This is a genomic window from Streptococcus oralis SK304 (assembly GCF_000287715.1).
GTDB lineage: Bacteria > Bacillota > Bacilli > Lactobacillales > Streptococcaceae > Streptococcus > Streptococcus oralis_Y.
On record NZ_ALJN01000021.1, the window covers coordinates 16,894 to 35,456 of the forward strand.

The 18,563-nt window shown below is 43.2% G+C and carries 16 protein-coding genes; 3 read left to right on the forward strand and 13 right to left on the reverse strand.

Translation table 11 applies throughout. The features are described from left to right. Nucleotides 1-45: 45 nt before the first annotated feature. The gene (locus HMPREF1125_RS11045) at nt 46-2,133 is read left to right on the forward strand and encodes a GH92 family glycosyl hydrolase (RefSeq protein WP_000771460.1); all 2,088 of its coding nucleotides are present in this window, start codon (nt 46-48) and stop codon (nt 2,131-2,133) included. Between the two features lie 36 nt (nt 2,134-2,169). Here HMPREF1125_RS11045 and HMPREF1125_RS11050 read toward each other — a convergent pair whose 3' ends face one another. The 11 genes from HMPREF1125_RS11050 to HMPREF1125_RS0102525 form a co-directional block, all read right to left on the reverse strand. After that, on the reverse strand, nt 2,170-3,849 hold the full coding sequence (locus HMPREF1125_RS11050; protein WP_025172367.1) for an alpha-L-fucosidase: 1,680 nt from the start codon (nt 3,847-3,849) through the stop codon (nt 2,170-2,172). Between the two features lie 530 nt (nt 3,850-4,379). Then, entirely contained in the window at nt 4,380-5,885 is a 1,506-nt protein-coding gene (gene adcA / locus HMPREF1125_RS11055) for a zinc ABC transporter substrate-binding lipoprotein AdcA (RefSeq protein ID WP_000724047.1), read from the reverse strand. Between the two features lie 9 nt (nt 5,886-5,894). Continuing rightward, entirely contained in the window at nt 5,895-6,701 is an 807-nt protein-coding gene (locus HMPREF1125_RS11060; protein WP_000950025.1) for a metal ABC transporter permease, read from the reverse strand. After that, nucleotides 6,694-7,398 (reverse strand): metal ABC transporter ATP-binding protein, encoded by a 705-nt coding sequence (locus HMPREF1125_RS11065; protein WP_001269486.1) that lies wholly within the window; start codon nt 7,396-7,398, stop codon nt 6,694-6,696. Before HMPREF1125_RS11065 ends, HMPREF1125_RS11060 begins: the two co-directional genes overlap by 8 nt. Next, entirely contained in the window at nt 7,398-7,838 is a 441-nt protein-coding gene (gene adcR / locus HMPREF1125_RS11070; protein ID WP_001249322.1) for a zinc-dependent transcriptional regulator AdcR, read from the reverse strand. The genes HMPREF1125_RS11065 and adcR overlap by 1 nt, the downstream gene beginning before the upstream one ends. A 148-nt stretch (nt 7,839-7,986) precedes the next feature. Next, on the reverse strand, nt 7,987-10,038 hold the full coding sequence (gene nt5e / locus HMPREF1125_RS11075) for a cell surface ecto-5'-nucleotidase Nt5e (protein ID WP_001082012.1): 2,052 nt from the start codon (nt 10,036-10,038) through the stop codon (nt 7,987-7,989). A 141-nt stretch (nt 10,039-10,179) separates the two neighbouring features. After that, entirely contained in the window at nt 10,180-11,448 is a 1,269-nt protein-coding gene (dltD, locus tag HMPREF1125_RS11080) for a D-alanyl-lipoteichoic acid biosynthesis protein DltD (RefSeq protein WP_000919840.1), read from the reverse strand. Continuing rightward, nucleotides 11,441-11,680, reverse strand: a complete 240-nt coding sequence (dltC, locus tag HMPREF1125_RS11085; RefSeq protein ID WP_000351973.1) for a D-alanine--poly(phosphoribitol) ligase subunit DltC — start codon at nt 11,678-11,680, stop codon at nt 11,441-11,443. Before dltC ends, dltD begins: the two co-directional genes overlap by 8 nt. Nucleotides 11,681-11,693: 13 nt before the next feature. Beyond that, nucleotides 11,694-12,938 carry a D-alanyl-lipoteichoic acid biosynthesis protein DltB gene (dltB, locus tag HMPREF1125_RS11090; RefSeq protein ID WP_000970390.1) on the reverse strand — a complete coding sequence of 415 codons (1,245 nt, stop codon included), beginning with the start codon at nt 12,936-12,938 and terminating at the stop codon, nt 11,694-11,696. Further along, the gene (gene dltA, locus HMPREF1125_RS11095) at nt 12,935-14,485 is read right to left on the reverse strand and encodes a D-alanine--poly(phosphoribitol) ligase subunit DltA (RefSeq protein ID WP_002883370.1); all 1,551 of its coding nucleotides are present in this window, start codon (nt 14,483-14,485) and stop codon (nt 12,935-12,937) included. The genes dltB and dltA overlap by 4 nt, the downstream gene beginning before the upstream one ends. 20 nt (nt 14,486-14,505) lie before the next feature. Then, complete coding sequence (locus HMPREF1125_RS0102525; protein WP_007518064.1) at nt 14,506-14,637, reverse strand: teichoic acid D-Ala incorporation-associated protein DltX; 132 nt, start codon at nt 14,635-14,637, stop codon at nt 14,506-14,508. A 286-nt stretch (nt 14,638-14,923) separates the two neighbouring features. Between HMPREF1125_RS0102525 and hslO the strand changes: the two genes are divergently transcribed. Together hslO and dusB are read left to right on the forward strand one after the other, a co-directional pair. Continuing rightward, a complete protein-coding gene (gene hslO / locus HMPREF1125_RS11100; RefSeq protein WP_000357864.1) occupies nt 14,924-15,796 on the forward strand; it encodes an Hsp33 family molecular chaperone HslO in 873 nt (290 codons plus the stop codon). Further along, entirely contained in the window at nt 15,783-16,763 is a 981-nt protein-coding gene (gene dusB, locus HMPREF1125_RS11105) for a tRNA dihydrouridine synthase DusB (protein ID WP_002883362.1), read from the forward strand. Before hslO ends, dusB begins: the two co-directional genes overlap by 14 nt. A 56-nt stretch (nt 16,764-16,819) precedes the next feature. Here the strand turns inward: dusB and HMPREF1125_RS11110 are convergent, their stop codons facing one another. Both HMPREF1125_RS11110 and HMPREF1125_RS11115 read right to left on the reverse strand, forming a co-directional pair. After that, nucleotides 16,820-17,506, reverse strand: coding sequence for a DUF1275 family protein (locus HMPREF1125_RS11110; RefSeq protein WP_000764013.1), 687 nt, complete (start codon nt 17,504-17,506; stop codon nt 16,820-16,822). Between the two features lie 126 nt (nt 17,507-17,632). Beyond that, nucleotides 17,633-18,316 carry a hypothetical protein gene (locus HMPREF1125_RS11115; RefSeq protein WP_000730898.1) on the reverse strand — a complete coding sequence of 228 codons (684 nt, stop codon included), beginning with the start codon at nt 18,314-18,316 and terminating at the stop codon, nt 17,633-17,635. Nucleotides 18,317-18,563 lie beyond the last annotated feature (247 nt).

Here is an 18,563-nt window from a genome sequence, read left to right on the forward strand (position 1 = left end):
TTCATTTCATGTTATACTATATAAAACGTTTACAAAGAGATAGCCATGAAACTACTACTTGAGACCATCGATACCCGCTTTGGCACTGCTAGTAAGCATGCCTTCTCTCGGGGAAATACCTTGCCCTACACGGGCGTGCCTTTTGGGATGAATTACTTTGTGCCTCAGACCAGTGACCAGGAGGGGGCTTGGTTTTTCGATCCGCATCTGCCCATCTTTCAGGGGATTCGCTTAACCCACCAGCCCAGCCCTTGGATCGGGGACTACTCTTGGCTCCTTCTGACACCTGTCACAGGCCAGCTAGTTGGAGACAGCCTCTTTCACCGTCAATCCTCCTATGATATGGATAAGGCCTCTTTCCAACCTCATTATCTGAAGATTTTCTCCCTTCGCTATCAGATTGCAAGCCAACTGACACCGACTTGCTACGGCGCTTCTATTCGTTTGGATCAAAAGCAAGGCAAAGCCCTCTCCCTCTATCTTCACGCAGCAGATGAACTGACAGTCAAGCAAGTAGATAAGCGAACTCTTTCCCTACGACAAGAAGGCAAAACTGAGACTACCAAAAATCCTCTGATACTGTTTACTGCTCTACAAATGAATACGGATATTCTTGCTGTCAGCCAAGAAAGTGGAGACTGGCGAATTGACTTAGCAAGCAGTCATGCTGAGATCCAACTAGCAACTTCTTTCATATCGCCTTCTCAAGCTCTGCTTAATCTACCTCAAGAAGATTTTGACAGCTGTAAAGCTAGTGCCCAAGCAGACTGGGAAAATCTTCTCCACCGTTTTGACGTTATCGAGACAGGAGAGGCTGACCGAACCTTCTTTGACCACTGCCTTTACAGACTCTTCCTCTTCCCGCAGACTTTTTATGAGGTTGATAAATCAGGGCAAGCCATCCACATGGATCTGGCTACTGGTACTGTCAAGCCCGGTGTCCTCTTTAGCAACAATGGTTTCTGGGATACCTTCCGCACCACCTTCCCCCTCTTTGCGCTTGTCATACCGGAACATTATCGTCGCTTTTTAGAAGGCTTTCTCAATAGCTACCGCGATACTGGTTTCCTTCCAAAATGGCTAGCTCCAGATGAACGGGGCATGATGCCTGGTACCCTTTTAGATGGTATTATCGCAGATAGCGCCTGCAAGAATATGGCTCCCGACTTGGAAGAAGAACTCCTCCAAGCCATGCTGGAGACAGCCACTAAGTCCGACCCTCTCGGCATCAATGGTCGTCACGGACTAGCCCAATACCAAGAATTAGGTTATCTCTCTACCGACCACCACGAAAGTGTCAGTCACACCCTTGACTACGCCTATAGCGATTTTTGTATCGCCAGCTGTGCCGAAAAGCTTGGTCAGAATGACATCGCGGAAACTTATAGAACTTCGTCACAAAATTACCGCAATCTATTTGACACTGCGATGGGCTACATGCGTGCGCGAGATAGTCAAGGAAACTTCCGCCCTGACTTCTCTCTGTATAGTTGGGGACGAGACTACGCTGAATGCTCTGCCATTCAAGCGACTTTAGGCGTTCTCCACGACATCCCAGGCTTAATCCAGCTTATGGGCGGAAAAGAAGCCTTCAGCCACTATCTTTTGAAAGCCTGTCAGGGTGCTCCCCTCTTTGAAACCACCGGCTATGGTTACGAGATTCACGAGATGAGCGAGATGGCTACCGCTCCTTTTGGGCAAATCGCCATTTCCAACCAACCGAGCTTCCACATCCCTTATCTCTTCCGCTACAGTGACTACCCTGACTACACTGCTCTACTCATCAAGACCTTGCGTCAAAAAGCCTTTCACCCAAGCTGGGAAGCTTATCCTGGCGATGAGGACAATGGTAGTCTCTCTGCTTGGTACATCTGGTCAGCTCTTGGATTCTACCCGACCTGTCCGGGCAAATCAAGTTACGATCTCGGAATTCCTCTCTTTAACCATCTCCGTATCTACCTGGCTAAGGAAAATGAATGGCTGGATATCCATGCTGAGCAAAACCACAGCCATTTCAACTTTGTCAAAGAATGCCGATTGGACCAGACCCCAGTATCTAGCATCCAACACCAAGACCTCTTGAAAGCTGAGCAACTGACCTTCACCCTCAGCTGGCTACCAAATCACTCCTAACCAAAAGAACCTTTGCATCGCGCAAAGGTTCTTCTTTTATGAAACTTGGACCTGAAGCTGGTCAACCAGCTGCCCCTCTACCGTCAGATTCAGATAAAAGTCCAAGGTTTTATCTCCTGCAAAATACAAGGTTGGTAGCGTTAGCTTTTTTTCAGTCTCGCCAACTTGAAAAGCAAGGACTTGAATCTCGTCCCGATAAGCGACACCATGCACACCCGTCCCTGGTTGAATCGAAATCTTAGCTTCTAAAGGACTGCTAGATTCTCTTCGCTTCACTGTAAAGCGGACATTTTCTCCCTTGGTCACAGCTAGACTTTTTTCTGAGAACTCTAGTTGCTGAACAGCTTCTTTTTTCGACAAGGTGGGTGTTTTATAGAGTGAAATCTTGGTTAACAAAGGCAAAGCCTGTGCCTCTGTAATGGTCACACGTATCTTCTGCGCCTCAACGACTGATCCTCGTAAGAGACGTTTGTAGCCAACAGTATAACCAGATCCAAACTCCTGCCAGACACCATTCAACTCTACCTGAACATGAAAAGCAGCGATGCGTTGCCCCAACTTCAAATCTTCTCTTAACTCAATCACATCAAAAGTTTTAGGTGATCCTAAATCGAGCTCTAATTGGATTGGCAACTCTGCATCACTTGCCCAAGAACTAGCCTCCAGTCCATCTGTCAGATGATGACAAGCAAAGTCTGGTGATAGAGCAGGGCCAGATACCTTGGCTCCCAGAGCTAAATCTTCCCTATAGAGTGTGTCACGGTAGGCAGCAAATTCATACAGTCGCCGGATATCCTTTTCGTCAAAGAGTCCTTCTTGGTTTGGCGGAATATTGAGCAAGAGAGGGGTTCCCCGCCCCACTGAGTGAAAGTAGATTTCGACCAATTCCTCAAGAGACTTGGGATCCTGATCCTCATGGTAAAACCAACCCGGCCGAAGGGAAACATCTGCCTCACCGATTGAAAACAACGTACCCGAGGGGTCTCCGTGCTGTAGATAATCTAATTCCGTCTCTGTTCCTAACTGGTCTGGTTTGACTTTTTGCCACAAGGGATCCCCTGCATAACCTCGTTCATTTCCAATCCAGCGAATACTAGTTCCCTCAGTTGAGAAAATCAAACAATCGCCCTGCAAGTCACGAATGATTTCAAACCAGGTCTTAAACTCATAGTTGACTTTCTGGGCCCCTTCGCCTCGAGCACCATCCATCCACACCTCAGAGAACTTACCGGCATTCCCATAGGCAGGGTTTGACAAAATTTCCTTCAATTGAGCCAGATAATAGGCATTGTAGTCCGCTTCTCGGTCTACGTGATAGAGGGGACTGTGAGCATCCCAAGGAGACAAATACACTCCCATGTCCATGTCAAACTCAGTCGCAGCTTGGGAAACCTCAAGGAGCAAGTCCCCCTTTCCATCCCTCCAAGGGCTAGCCTTGACCGAATAATCTGTGTAAGCTGACGGATAGAGGACAAAACCATCGTGGTGCTTCACCACCAAAATCAGCTTTTTAAAACCTGTTTCTTTGAGTACCCGAACCCATTCACACGCATCTAACTTGGTCGGGTTAAAACACTTGGGATCCTCTTGCCCACTTCCCCATTCTTGGTCATAAAAGGTATTGGGGCCAAAATGGATAAAGGCAGCTAGTTCATCCTCTAAATAAGCTAGCTGGGCCTGACTTGGTAATGGTCCATGCGGTTTTATTTTCGTCATCATCTCACATCTCTTTCTCTTGTTCACAAAGTTATCCACAGATTGTGGATAAGAAAATATTCCTAAAAACTAGTTTCTCCAGAATCCAGCTCTTAGACTTGGAAGCTTTCACCCTAAACAGACCTTTGTCAAATAGCTCTGTACTAGGGTTCTGATAGCTCTCTAGCAAGTCACTAATATACGGAACTATTCTTAGGATGCTTCATCGCCCTGGATTATATATCATTTCCCCCTAGACTTATCCACAGACTGTGAATAAACTATTGTTCCAGACTGCTCTCTCCTTGACTATAACAAAAAGCGATAGCAACGTCAAGATGACTAAGATCCCTTCCTAAATCCCCTGAAAAGATTCTATAATTTGTACAATCGTAGCTTTTACATTCTTCAGCTAGTGAGAATCAGCCAATAGATAATGACTTCTTTATCACATTGTGAACAGTACATCTGTGATACTATAACGCCCATAGCCTACTCAGATAATCGTTTCTAGCAAAAAATCCCGCAGATTTGCGGGATTCTCTCTTGCATCAATGCGCCAACATTTCTTGGGCGATTTCTTGACCAGATAGGTTATCTGGGTAGTAGGTTGGCCAGTTATCCATCTCTTCAAAGAGGGCTTCTTGGCTGGTACCTCCAAAGAAGATATGGAAATGTTCTGCTTTAACTGGGGCGATATTGTGGTCACTAAACTGAACATACTTGAACTGTCCAGCATCCGCATCTGTCGCTTCAAAGAGGAAGCGCACGCCACGATTGCCTTTCTTATAAGTCAAGATTTTCTTGCCGACATACTTATAGGTGAATTTCTTGCTTTGGCCACCTTGAACAAATTCCATAGTGTTATCCGTGATGTTGATTTTGGTCACATCTGTCTGATAGCCTTTTCTATAGTAGGACTTATACTCCTCCTTGGTCATCTTACCAGTCAACTTAGCCTTGTAGTCAAAGACTTGATCAAAGGTTCCATCCTCAAGGAAAGGATAAACTGACTGCCAGTTGCCTACATAGTCACTCAAGGTACGGTCTTTGACATCTGCATCCTCAAAGTAACCATTGTGAACTGTCTTGGTATTTTCTTCCTTCTCTGGCTCGATTTCTGGTCCTTCTTGGTCCGTTGTCTGTTTCAAAGCCTTGAGGTTTTTCTCCATCACGGAGATATAGTCCTCACCAGCCTTGGTTGCTTCTTCTGTCAGACTTTCTAGCGGATTGAGCACGTCTAGTTTGACACCTGTTTCTTTTGAGAGTGTATTAGCTAGGGCTTGTGAGGCATTTTCTTCAAAGTAGATATAAGAAATCTTGTTTTTCTTGATATACTCTGTCAATTCTGCCAAACGTGCTGCTGATGGCTCTGCATCTGGTGAGAGACCTGAGATGGATACTTGCTTGAGACCGTAGTCCAAGGCAAGGTAGTTAAAGGCAGCGTGCTGGGTCACAAAGCTCTTTTGTTTGGCTTGAGAGAGACCATCTGTGTAGGCCTTATCCAAGACTTGCAATTTTTCGATATAGGCAGCCGCATTCTTCTCAAAAGTCTCTTTTTTATCAGGATAATCTGCTGACAAGCTGTCACGGATATGTTCTACTAGTTTAATGGCGCGTGCTGGTGAAAGCCAAACGTGGGGATCGTAGTCGTGATGGTGACCTTCACCACCATGATCATGCCCTTCCTCTTCTTCTTCACCACCTGGCAAGAGGAGCATATCACCTGTCGCCTTGATGGTTTTCACTTTTTTCTTATCCAAAGTATCTAGCAATTTAGGAACCCAAGTTTCCATATTTTCATTTTCATAGACAAAGGTATCTGCGTCTTGGATTTTGGCAACTGCCTTGGCAGACGGTTCATACTCATGGGGTTCTGTACCAGCACCGATTAGAAGTTCTACATTAGCAGTATCTCCTGCGACTTGTTTGGTAAATTCGTAGACAGGGTAAAAGGTTGTCACGATATTTAGCTTCCCATCTGCCTGTTTTTGATTGGAACAAGCCACTAAAAACAGGGCACATAGACTAGCCAGTAGTAAGCTAATTTTTTTCATTTGATTCTCCTATTTGATAAAACGTTTCAGTAGACTGACTAACAAAAAGACAGCTACAAAGATAATGGTGATACTAGCGCTAGCAGGGGTTTCTGCATAGTAGGAAATATAAAGTCCTGCCACCATTCCCAAAAAGCCAATAGCACTGGCTAGCAACATAACAGATTTAAAGTTTTTCCCCAAACGAAGGGCAATACTAGCTGGCAAGACCATAATAGTCGACACCAAAAGAGCTCCTGCTGCTGGAATCATAAGGGCAATGGCCACCCCTGTCACCATGTTAAAGAGGATGGACATAGTACGAACGGGCAAGCCATCCACAAAGGCCGTGTCCTCATCAAAGGTCAGGATATACATTGGTCGCAAGAATAAGAAAGTCAAGAGTAAAACGACCGCAGCAATGGAAAAGAGGAAAATCACCTGCTCCTGGCTAATGGTCACAATCGAACCAAAGAGATATTGGTCCAAACTCATAGAACTAGAACTTTTACCCTTACTCATGACGATAAGAGACACTGCAAGTCCTGTTGACATGAGGATGGCAGTTCCAATTTCCATAAAGTTCTTATAGACTGTCCGGAGATATTCTAGAAAGACTGCAGCGATTAAGACAATAGCAATGGTTGAAATGGTTGGAGAAATTCCCAAAACCAGACCAAAGGCTACTCCTGATAGAGAAACGTGACTGAGGGTATCACTCATCAAACTCTGACGACGTAAGATAAGGAAAGTCCCAAGAACTGGAGAAAAGAGACTCATGGCAATGACAGCCAAGAAGGCACGCTGCATAAAGTCATAGGATAACAAACTAAGCATGTTCCACCTCCTGGTCGCTTTCGTGAACGTTGAAACAACGCCATGGCGAGTCTTGGTTACGAACTAGATGAATATTGCGATCCGCATAGTCCTTGACCTCCTCAGGGTCATGGGTAATCATCAAAACAGCCTTGCCATGATGGTGAGCACTATGGTGCATGAGTTCGTAAAATTCATTTTTGCTTCCAGCATCCATCCCCGTCGTCGGCTCATCCAAGACAAAGATATCTGGGTCAGAAGCAAACATCCGGGCAATCACTGCTCGTTGCTTTTGCCCTCCCGAAAGGGAACCAATTCGTTTGTCACGGTGTTCCCACATACCAACTGAGTCTAGACTGGCCTTGATATGCTCCTCATCGTGAGCATTCAAGCGACGGAACCAGCCCTTTCGCGGATAGCGACCCGACTTGACAAATTCATAAACCGTACTTGGAAAGCCAGCATTAAAACTGGCTATCTGCTGGGGAAGATAAGCTAGCCTAAGCTTTTTCCCATGAGTATTTGTCTTTGAGATGGTTACCTTGCCAAATCTTGGCTGCAAGATGCCTAGACTCGCCTTGATAAGCGTTGTCTTAGCAGCTCCATTTTCACCAGTCAGGGTGACAAACTCCCCACTATCAACACTGTAGTTGATGTGCTCGAGGACAGGTTCCTTGTCATAATAGAAAGACAAGTCCTCTACTGTAATATACCGCATTATTTGATTTCTCCTACTAAAGCAGTTAAAAACCGCTGGATGACTTCTTGTTCATTTGGAGTAAACTGATTTGCTACTTGTTCATAGGCTGAGAGCGTGTGCTCATGGTGGTGGTGGTGTTCCGCCGCTACTGGTCGAGCCAAATCAGTCAACTGATAAAAAATCACGCGCGCATCCTTTGGATCTCTGGATGTCTCTAACATCCCCTCTTTTACCAAAGACTTGATAGCCTTGGTCACTGCCGCCTGACTGACATTGAGGCGACGGGCCAACTCCGAGTTGGTTAGGGATTCTTCTGATAAGAGCATGAGGATGTGTTCCTGAGTATTGGTCAAGGCAACGTCACTCGTGCAATGCCCGATCAGAATTTCATGCTGGTTCTCAGATCTCAAGATCACCTCGTTTAAAAAGTTATCGATTTCCTGTGCAAGCTGTCTCATGTGTTACTCCTTCCCTAGCTATCTTTTTTGTAAAAAGCATAGATAGCCACCGATTCTTTACTGGTTAATTATATCATAAACCAAAAAAGAGTCAAGGGAAAAAGGCGTAAAAACGTTTCCCTAGACTCTTCTAGATGTGAAATTTAACCTATTTTAGCTTTGGTTTTCGGCTCGATAAGATACCTGCCAAACCAGCTACCATTCCCATCAAGAGCAAGAAGATGGATTGTTCACTTCCTGTATTTGGGAGAACTTTTTCTGAGACAACTGCCTTCTTGCTAAATTGACCTGCCACCTCATAAGTAAGTGGTACATTTGTAGTCGCATCGCTAGCAGCTGCATTCGTTTGAGGCGTTTCTACTGGTAGACTAAAGTTTTTAGAATCCACAGAAATCGTCCGTGAGTTCGGATTGATCTTTTCATACTGGGTCAAATCAGCGGTTTTCAGATACTCTTCAAAGGCAGCATCCATAGAAGGACCTTCTTCTCGCGCACCACCTAACATCGTGTAGCCATCACCACCTGCAGCTAAGAAATCATTAGTTGCAAGGTAGTAAGTTTTTGCGAGGTCCAGAAGATCATAACGACCAGTCGCACGGTTTTTGACCTGGATGGCCAAGACACGTTTTCCTGATGGTAGGTTGGTATCATAGTAGACCTTCACACCCGAAACTTGCAAGAAGCCACCACTTGGTTCTAGCAATGGTTGTCCGTTCTCATCCAAGACCTTCTTGCCATCCTTATCGACCTGCAAGATAGATCCGAGTGATTTTTCAAACATATCCAATACTTGTTGCCCAGTCACTTGGATTTGTGAGATGGTATTTCCAAATGGAAGAACGGCAATGACATTTCCTTTCGTGATCGGTTTGCCTTTTGCAATAGTTTCACGCAAGCCACCACCATTTGTCACAGCGATGTCAGTAGGATGGCTAAATCCTGTTTGACCATACTGATAGAGGGAGTCCGCTACGACGTCTCCGAGGTTGGTTTCACGAACCCGAACATTTTCACGATCTCCGTTGAGTTCTACAGGGCTGTTTGAAACGACTTCAACAGCATTTTCAGCATCGTATTTTTGTTTAATGTCTTTGACTAGTTTTTCAACTGTTGGATTGGCTGGTAATTTTTTAGCATCAGCAGCCGCAATCTGAGTTGGATTTCCCAAAAGCTGACGTGATTTGTAGGTGATTTTCCCTACATTATGAAGGTAGCTTCCTGTCTGGTTATAGGTAACATTGTCTCCATAAGTCGTTGATTCTACTGTATGAGAGTGACCGTCGATTACTGTTACGCGTTTCCCTTTCAAACGAGGATTTTTAGACAAGGCTTCTGCCAAAGTTGAACCACGCCATTCTACTGGGGTTGTGGTATCCACGCCCAAGTGAGCCAGCACAACATAGTGTTTGTAGTCCTTACCTTCTGCACGAGCCTTGGCTTGGACTTCTTCTATAACCTTATTCACCTCGGAGATTGGATCTGTAAAGGTTACCCCTTTGACATTTTTAGGGTGAGTTTTGGTAGCTGTTTCAGGTGTTGTCACGCCGATTACAACAAACTCATCACCTTCCACAGTCTTATCTTTATCAACGATTGTAGAAGCTTCAAAGAGACGAGCACCATTGACGTAGGTATTTGAACTAAGTAATGGGAATTTCAGAATTTCCTTGTATTTTTTAACTTCATCAAGGCCAAAGTCAAACTCATGGTTTCCTACTGCCATGGCATCATACTGCATCTGATTGAGAATTTCAGCACGCGCTTCACCCTTCGTAGAGTTGGAAATCGGCAAACCTTGGAAGGCGTCTCCCGCATCTACGACGAGAGTCGTTTGATTTGATTTCGCACGTTCCTGCTCGATGACAGTCGCTAACTTGGCATCTCCAATTACTCCTTTTTCCTCTACGATACGACCATGGACATCATTGGTGTGTAAGATAACGGTGTCCTTTTCTTCGCTTTTAGTAGATTCAGCAGGAGCTGACGGAGCTTCTGCAGGTGCAACCGCTTCTGAAGTTGCTGAAGTTTCCGGTACCGCAGGGCTCTCAACAGGAGCTGGAGTCGCCGACGTGGCGGGAGTTGCTACAACAGCCGAACTTTCTGCAGGAGTTGTTGCTTCCTCAGCGTAGACTTGTCCAGCTAAAAAGGCTGGGGCTAATAGAGCTGTCGACAAGACAGGTAACAAAGAACGTCTATTCATTTTGAAATCCTTTTCTTTTCTTTTTTCCTTTATATTATACGATATTTCTAGAAAATTTGAAACCTTTGACTTATTTTCATCTAAAACATTCGCCATTTAAACAAAAAAGTTTGGGTTCAAATCCCAAACTTTTAGCTCATTTTATTGGAAATCTTTGATCTTCCCATCATAGGTCGCCCAGTCCTTGCTAAAGAAGCGGTCATTCATCTTGTAGTCTGGAGCTGGTTTCGGATCCGTCAAGAAAGGATTGACAACCTTATCAAAAGCCAGCCAACCCAACCATCCTAGATGAATGGTATCCTTAACAAAATATGGATCCCCTCCATTTTTTGAAAAATCTGCAATATTAGTAAAACCCTGACTTTCTAATTGGTAACGAATTTTCTCCACTGCATGCTGGTACATCTCTTCGCTGAGCCCTGTGTACTCCATCCACTTCTTATTAACCGGCTGAATGACAAAGAGCACATTGACATTCGACTTAGCAAATTGATTGAGGACCAGCTGCAAATCATTGTATTCAGAGGACTTGAGGAAGTTGTAATTTTTTTGATACCCTTCCCATTTTTTTAAATCCTTTTTAACCTCTCTCGTATAGAAATGATTTTCCATCCCCATATCGTTATTGGTCGTATTTGCCTCTGCGTCCTTACGAACAATTTTTTCTAACTCATCATAAGAAAATTGATCTGGAAGATCTTTTAAATAGTTCTCCACGTGTTCCTTGTACTTGAGTTTTCCTCGAATGGAGAATTGTCCAAAGAGAGCGGATTGCTTTTCATTGAATCGCGCAAAAATATCAATAGCAACTTGATCAACCTCTGATAATTCTTCACCCTTTGACAGTTTTTGAACAATGCCTTTTAATGCAACATTAGGATTCTGCTTTAACAATCGAATAGCCGCATGCTTTGCAGCAATGTCACCAGATTGATTTCCCAAAAAAGCTGTCAATTGGTCACTGTTAAAAAATCTCTGAAACGCTGCGGGTTCATAATCTGTCTCCGTAAACCACTGAGGCGAAATCACAAATACCGCCTGCTTATTCTCTATTTCTGGCAAAATTTGCTGTAGACCAAAATATTGATTTAGAGAGGCTGCTCCTGCTTGACCTAAAAAGTAAGGACGATAGGGACGATGGTATTTTTCTGCTAAAACAGCTGGATGGACACTATCAAATCGAATCCATTCACTGGACCCTAGAAAAGGAATAAAACGCATATTTGGATCCGTAAGAGCCCTCACTTTTTGACTTCTCTCCTTAAAGCTCTCTGTACTAATAGAAGCCGCGGAGTATTTCTCCTCCGTCAGATTATGGCTTGTTGTACTTGGATAAAAAAAGATGAGTAGAAGAACCAAAAATCCAGCAATGAAGATAGGCCCAAAGATCAGCCACAAGCGTTTAAGCATTCTGCAACTCCGTAATACCTTCTACGATTTTATTAGCCGTATTCCAGTCATCACGACCGAACTCCGTCACTGGAACACGAATGTCAAAACGGTTTTCAATCTCAACAATCAATTCAACCGTTCCCATGCTATCCAAGACACCGGCATCAAAAAGATCTTCATCCATCATGTCAGAAACATCTTCCATAAACAACTCATCAATAATTTCAATAACTTCTGATTTGATATCCATTTTTTATATCCTTTTATTTTTTAAACCATAAATCATTCAAAAATCCAGAAAAGATTAAGAATGAAACCATCACGACATGGAAGGTGACAACCATGCCAAGCAACTGAATCCAGCGATTCTCAGGTAAGGAACCCTTTCCAGCTTTTTTCCGTTCTTTATTGAGCGCTTTTTTCTTACGAACCCATGCATCATTGATGACTAGCCCAATCCCATGGAAAAGTCCATAGGCGATGTAGTACCAGGTCACACCATGCCAAAATCCCATAATCAGCATATTGAGAATGTAGGCTACACTTGAAGTGACATTGCGATTTTTAAAGACCTTCTTTCTAGTCAACACCATGACCATCCGCATAAAGACAAAGTCACGGAACCAGAAAGACAGACTCATGTGCCAACGATTCCAAAACTCCTTTAAATCCCTTGACAAAAAAGGCTTGTTAAAGTTGATGGGACTATGAATCCCCATCAAATTGGAGATGGCTAAGGCAAACATAGAGTAGCCCGCAAAGTCAAAGAACAAGTCTAGACCAAAAGTATACATCACCGCCAGAGCATAATGATTAAAGAAACCGCCTGTCTGTAAGGCCAAATTTTTCAGCGGAGGCAGTAATATCTCTCCCAAAACATGGGCCAAGATAAACTTGTAAAGGAAGCCAAGCATGATATACTTGACAGCCTCTTCTAGCATGTCCATCAACTCATCCCGTTCAGGAATGGTCTCATAATTTTCATTGAAGCGTTTAAAACGATCAATGGGACCACTCGAGAAAGTCGGCATAAAGAGAAGAAAACGTAAGAATTGCCAAATCGTTAAATCCTTAATGACACCGTCTCTTAACTCAACGATAACCCCAACAGCACGAAAGGTTAAGTAAGAAATCCCTAAAAATCCAAACAAAGATTGAGGTCCATGAATAGCAGGAGATACTTTCACAAAGACGATAGGCAATAGGGATAGAAAACTAACTAGGTAAAATATCCATTTACTATCCCATTGTTTCCTGTACCTTTTGTAGAAAGATACAAGAAGTACTTGCCAGATAACATAAAGGATAAGTGCGCTTATTTGATTCGTCTTTCCACCTACCAACATGGTGACGATAAAGAAGAGACTAACGAGCACCTCGTACAAGGCAAAACGTTTCTTGAAAAAAAGACCAATAAAGATAGGTAAAGTCGCAGCAATTACGTATAAAAAGTACTGAAGATCACCATAAGGTTCCAAATGAGGTAGCTGTTTATAAAGCTCCATCATCTACTGTTTACCTCGTTAATCAAGCCCTTGATATCAATTTTACCATTAGGCGTTAGCGGCAAACTATCTCGATAGAGAAACTTAGACGGCATCATATAAGACATCATGATATCTGCTAGGTCTTCTTTGATAGCCTTGGTAATATCGATATCACGTTCAAACTGTTCACGAACGCCGTCCTTTAGGATGACATAGGCCAGTAGATTTTGTACCTTGTGGTCCTTGTTATAACGTGGGACAGCAACAGCCGACTCGATATAGCGAGACTTGTTGAGGTTTTGAGAGACATCTTCAAGTTCAATGCGATAACCATTAAACTTAATCTGGAAATCCATGCGTCCACCATAGAGAAGCAAGCCCTCATCTGTCATGGTTCCTACATCCCCTGTGTGGTAGGCTGGAAGACCTTCGAATTCAAAGAAAGCTTCTGCCGTTTTTTCAGGATTATTCATATAACCTTTTGAAACAGCTGGCCCAGAAACGATGATTTCTCCCTGTTCACCATTTGGCAGTTTCTTCCCTTCCTCATCAATGATAAAGGTTGGAGAATCAGCCTTGGTATAGCCGATTGGCAGGCGTTTGAGAGTCGCCAACATCTCATTAGTGACGGCAACTGCTGACAAAGCTACTGTCGCTTCTGTTGGACCGTAGGCATTGATAATACGAGCATCAGGGAATCGCTCGCGCAGTTTTTGAGCTGTTTTGACCGTCAATTCTTCACCATCAAAGTAGAAATGCGTGATTCCTGGCATTTTCTCACTGTTAAAGTCTTCTGATAACATGGCCATATCTGCAAAGGACGGTGTTGAGGTCCAGATAGCGATTGGCAAGGAAAAGATCGTCGCAAAGAGTTTTTTGAAGTCCTGAGTAATGGCTGAAGGAAGAGCGAAAAGCGTGCCACCAAGTGCCAAGGTCGGTGCCCAGTACATGACAGATAGGTCAAAAGAATAAGGGGGCTGAGCCAGCATTTGTGGACGACTTGGCGTCGCAAATTCCTTATCTGTAATCATCCAGTTGGTAAAGCTGAGGAGATTGTCATGGGAAATCTGCACCCCCTTAGGCTTACCGGTCGTACCAGAAGTAAAGATGATGTAGTAATTATCATCTCCTTTGACTGGATGTGTAATCTCATAGCTAGCCCCTTGAGCAAAGGCTTCATGAACCTGAGCTAAAGTCATCATTGGCGTAGAGACTTGCTCCAATGGAAAATCTGAGATGGCAATAATCAAACTTGGCTCTGCAACTTCTACGATAGCAGAAACTCGTTCCAAAGCTGAATGGCTGTCAATTGGAATGTAGGCATGACCCGACTTAGTCAGCGCTACAAAGGTAGCCAACATCTCATATTCCTGACCACCAAAAACGACGACTGGAGATTTCTCAGGCAAGTCAAGTCGATCGATAGCTGCAGCTAAACTATCTGAATCAGCCTTCAGATCGCCATAAGTATGCTCTTGACCTAAAACATTGTAGACAGGATATGTTGGCTGTGTTTGAGCAAAGTGCTCAATCGTTTCAATCATATCTTTTATCGGTTTATTAGACACAGTTCTTTTTCTCCTTTAAACTAGAACTCATTATAAATAAAGCCACCTTGTCCCTGCCCAAGGTAACTAAAAAAATAAAGCAAGCCAAGTAAGATTACAAAATATAGGGCCGTCCGGCCTAAAAATACATGTAGGTTTCGTTGTTTTTTCATAAGCTATCCATTAATATATCATTTCTATCGACTACAAATACGCACTATTAGTAACTTATCTTCCTAACATTTTACCACTTTATCAACCTTTTTTTCAACTGTTTACCATAACTTAAAAGTTCGTTTTAGGTTATTTTAAGATAAATTAAAATGTTAACAGCAGATGCAGGCAAAGATTTCCATTTCTATAAATCTCCTATACCAGTCATCAGAAATTAAACAGTTTAAAGAATAACAACAAACACACGGCTCCACCTTTGGGCATTTTTATGCTAAAATAGTAGCTATGGATAAAATTATTAAAACAATATCAGAAAGCGGAGCTTTTCGTGCTTTTGTCCTTGATAGCACGGAAACCGTCCGCACTGCTCAAGAAAAACATCAAACTCAAGCCAGTTCAACTGTCGCACTTGGTCGTACCCTTATCGCTAGCCAAATTCTCGCAGCCAATGAAAAAGGAAATACCAAGCTAACTGTTAAAGTTCTTGGGACCAGCTCACTAGGCGCGATTATCACTGTCGCAGATACCAAGGGCAACGTCAAAGGCTATGTGCAAAATCCAGGTGTTGACATCAAAAAGACTGCAACTGGTGAAGTCCTTGTTGGACCTTTTGTCGGAAATGGTCAATTTCTCGTTATCACAGACTATGGTACTGGAAATCCCTACAACTCCATGACTCCTCTCATCTCTGGGGAGATCGGTGAAGACTTGGCCTATTACCTGACAGAAAGCCAACAAACTCCTTCAGCCGTCGGCCTCAATGTTCTTTTAGACAAAGACGACAAGGTCAAGGTTGCCGGTGGTTTTCTTCTCCAAGTCTTGCCAGGAGCCAAGGAAGAAGAGATTGCCCGTTTTGAAAAACGCATCCAAGAAATGCCAGCTATTTCGACACTTCTGGAAAGCGACGACCATATCGAATCACTCCTCAAAGCTATCTACGGCGACGAATCCTACAAACGCCTATCTGAAGAAGAAATCCGTTTTCAATGCGACTGCAGCAAAGATCGCTTTATGAACGCTCTTGCCAGCCTTCCGAACTCAGACTTACAGGAAATGAAAGAGGAAGACCATGGGGCAGAGATCACTTGTCAATTCTGCCAAACAACTTATAACTTTGATGAAAACGACCTGGAGGAACTCATTCGTGACAAATCTTAATACATCCTTTATGATTGGCAATGTTGAGATTCCCAATCGTACCGTTTTAGCACCCATGGCTGGTGTCACCAACTCAGCCTTTCGTACCATCGCAAAAGAGCTCGGAGCTGGACTCGTTGTCATGGAAATGGTCTCTGACAAGGGAATCCAATACAACAATGAAAAAACCCTGCACATGCTTCATATCGATGAAGGCGAAAACCCTGTTTCTATCCAACTTTTTGGTAGCGATGAAGACAGCCTCGCACGCGCAGCAGAATTCATCCAAGAAAACACCAAGACCGATATCGTCGATATCAACATGGGCTGCCCAGTTAACAAAATCGTGAAGAACGAAGCTGGTGCTATGTGGCTCAAGGATCCAGACAAGATCTACTCTATCATCAACAAGGTTCAATCTGTCCTTGATATCCCCCTCACCGTCAAAATGCGTACAGGCTGGTCTGATCCATCCCTAGCCGTGGAGAATGCCCTCGCAGCTGAGGCTGCTGGTGTCTCTGCCCTCGCTATGCATGGTCGTACCCGAGAACAAATGTATACTGGTCATGCGGACCTTGAGACCTTGCACGATGTAGCCCAAGCCCTGACAAAGATTCCATTTATCGCCAACGGTGACATCCGTACAGTCCAAGAAGCCAAACAGCGTATCGAAGAAGTCGGGGCTGACGCTGTTATGATTGGTCGCGCAGCTATGGGAAATCCCTACCTCTTCAACCAGATCAATCACTATTTTGAAACTGGAGAAATCCTCCCTGATTTGACCTTCGAAGACAAGATGAAAATTGCTTACGAACACTTGAAACGCTTGATTAACCTCAAAGGGGAAAACATTGCAGTTCGTGAATTCCGTGGACTCGCTCCTCACTACCTTCGGGGAACATCTGGTGCAGCCAAACTTCGTGGAGCCATTTCACAAGCTAGCACTCTGGCAGAAATTGAAGCCCTCTTGCAATTAGACAAAGCATAGTCTCACATCTACAACTTACAAAAACGGCAAGACTCATTTTTGAGTTTTGCCGTTTTTTATATGTTTTCATCTTGTAAATCTAATTGCTTCACTCTAGCTATATAGTAGGACATAATCAAAAACAAATTGAGGCTGATAATCCAAACAGACCATTCATGAAGAAAATGCATCAATACAGCCAAGCTGATTGCCCCCACTATGAAACTTCCCACAACAATCCCATAATTTAAGGCTTGACGACGGTATTCTTGGATATTTCCTTCTCTTCTAGCAATGCGATACAAAGCGGTCAACATCTTTCGGTAATTTCCAGATGTCATAAAAATGACATAGGGATGATCTTCAATCAAACTACCCGTAAATGTTAGCATCATCATTCCTGTTCCAAAAGCAATGAAAGGAACTTCTAATAGAGGAAATCGTGAAAAGAAAGGCAAGATAAGGGTCCCGATAAATAAGGGGAGCAACATCTTAACCCGCCAGTAGGCCGTTTTGCGGTATTCTTTCATGTGCAATGCAAACAGAAATCCTAGAGAAAAGAAAATAATGGAGCAGAATCGCAACATCGTATTGATAACATTTGAGTAGCGCCAATCAGATATAAGTAGGAGAATATTCCCTGTCTGTGTCGCTACCAAACTATGGTATTGAATATGGCAAAACACATCCAAAGAACCACCTACAAACCCAAGAAATACTCCCATCAATCGTGTGTTTTGAGGTAAGATTAATTTATCCGCCATGTATTATCACTCGTTTTCCTTTGATTTTTTTATTATACCACTTTCTCTTGGAGAAACTAAGTGAAAAACAGTTGATTCACTCTTTTACAGAACGATTTCTAGTAAGAGTTAAAACACAAAATTTTATTATTGAATCAAGGCAACGCTTGAAACTTTACCATCCGCACCTGTTGTAATTTGGATGATTTTTCCTCCTCCGATTTTAGCATTATACTTGCCATCATCAAGGGTGTAAGAGTAGCCTCTAATAGAGTAGTTTTCTTTCTTTCCTTCTGCAGTTTCTACTGTAAATTGGCCCCCTGATGAAACCGTAATAGTTTCGCCATTCGCTCCCTTCCAGTTGCCTGCAGCTGCTGAGAAATCACCATCGACCATGGTTAAAACACCCTTGTAGCGTTTGTTGTGTTCTGCTTGCTTGTCTTGAAGTTTGCGGTCAGTTGTTGGATCATAGCCTGACTGGTTAGACTGGGCTTGAGAACCTTGCTGAGTTGATGGAGCCTGAGCTGGAGCTTGTTGACTAGGAGCTGCTTGTTCTTGTCTTGATTCAGGCGCTGGTTTCGCTTGTGACTGATCTGCTGTTGTAGAAGACTGACCAGAAGATGCCTGAGCCTTTTCAGATGAAGCTGAGCTTGAAGATTTTTGAGTCTTGCTTTCTTTGCTAGAAGAAGCTGCTTTGGAACTTGATGATTGACTTGTCTTGGCAGAGCTACTGGTTTGAGCGGTTTCGTTTTTATTTCCACAAGCTCCCAGTAGCAAGGTAGAAGCCAATACAGTCGCTGCCATCAATTTGATATAGGTTTTCTTTTTCATTTTTCTACTCCTTTGTAACATTTTTGAAATATTAAGAAATCTTTTTGTAATATAATTGTAACATTAGACCTTGAATCTGTCAATTATTTAGATAAACTATTTTAAAAATTGTTCCCTCCACTATTTCAATTCGTAATCGAAACGAAAAAATAGAAAATTTTTTATATTAGAGTCCTATTTTTTGCATCGCTCTTGTGTAATTCTAAGAAAGATAGCCATTCATAAAAAATGATAATAAATAAAGAGG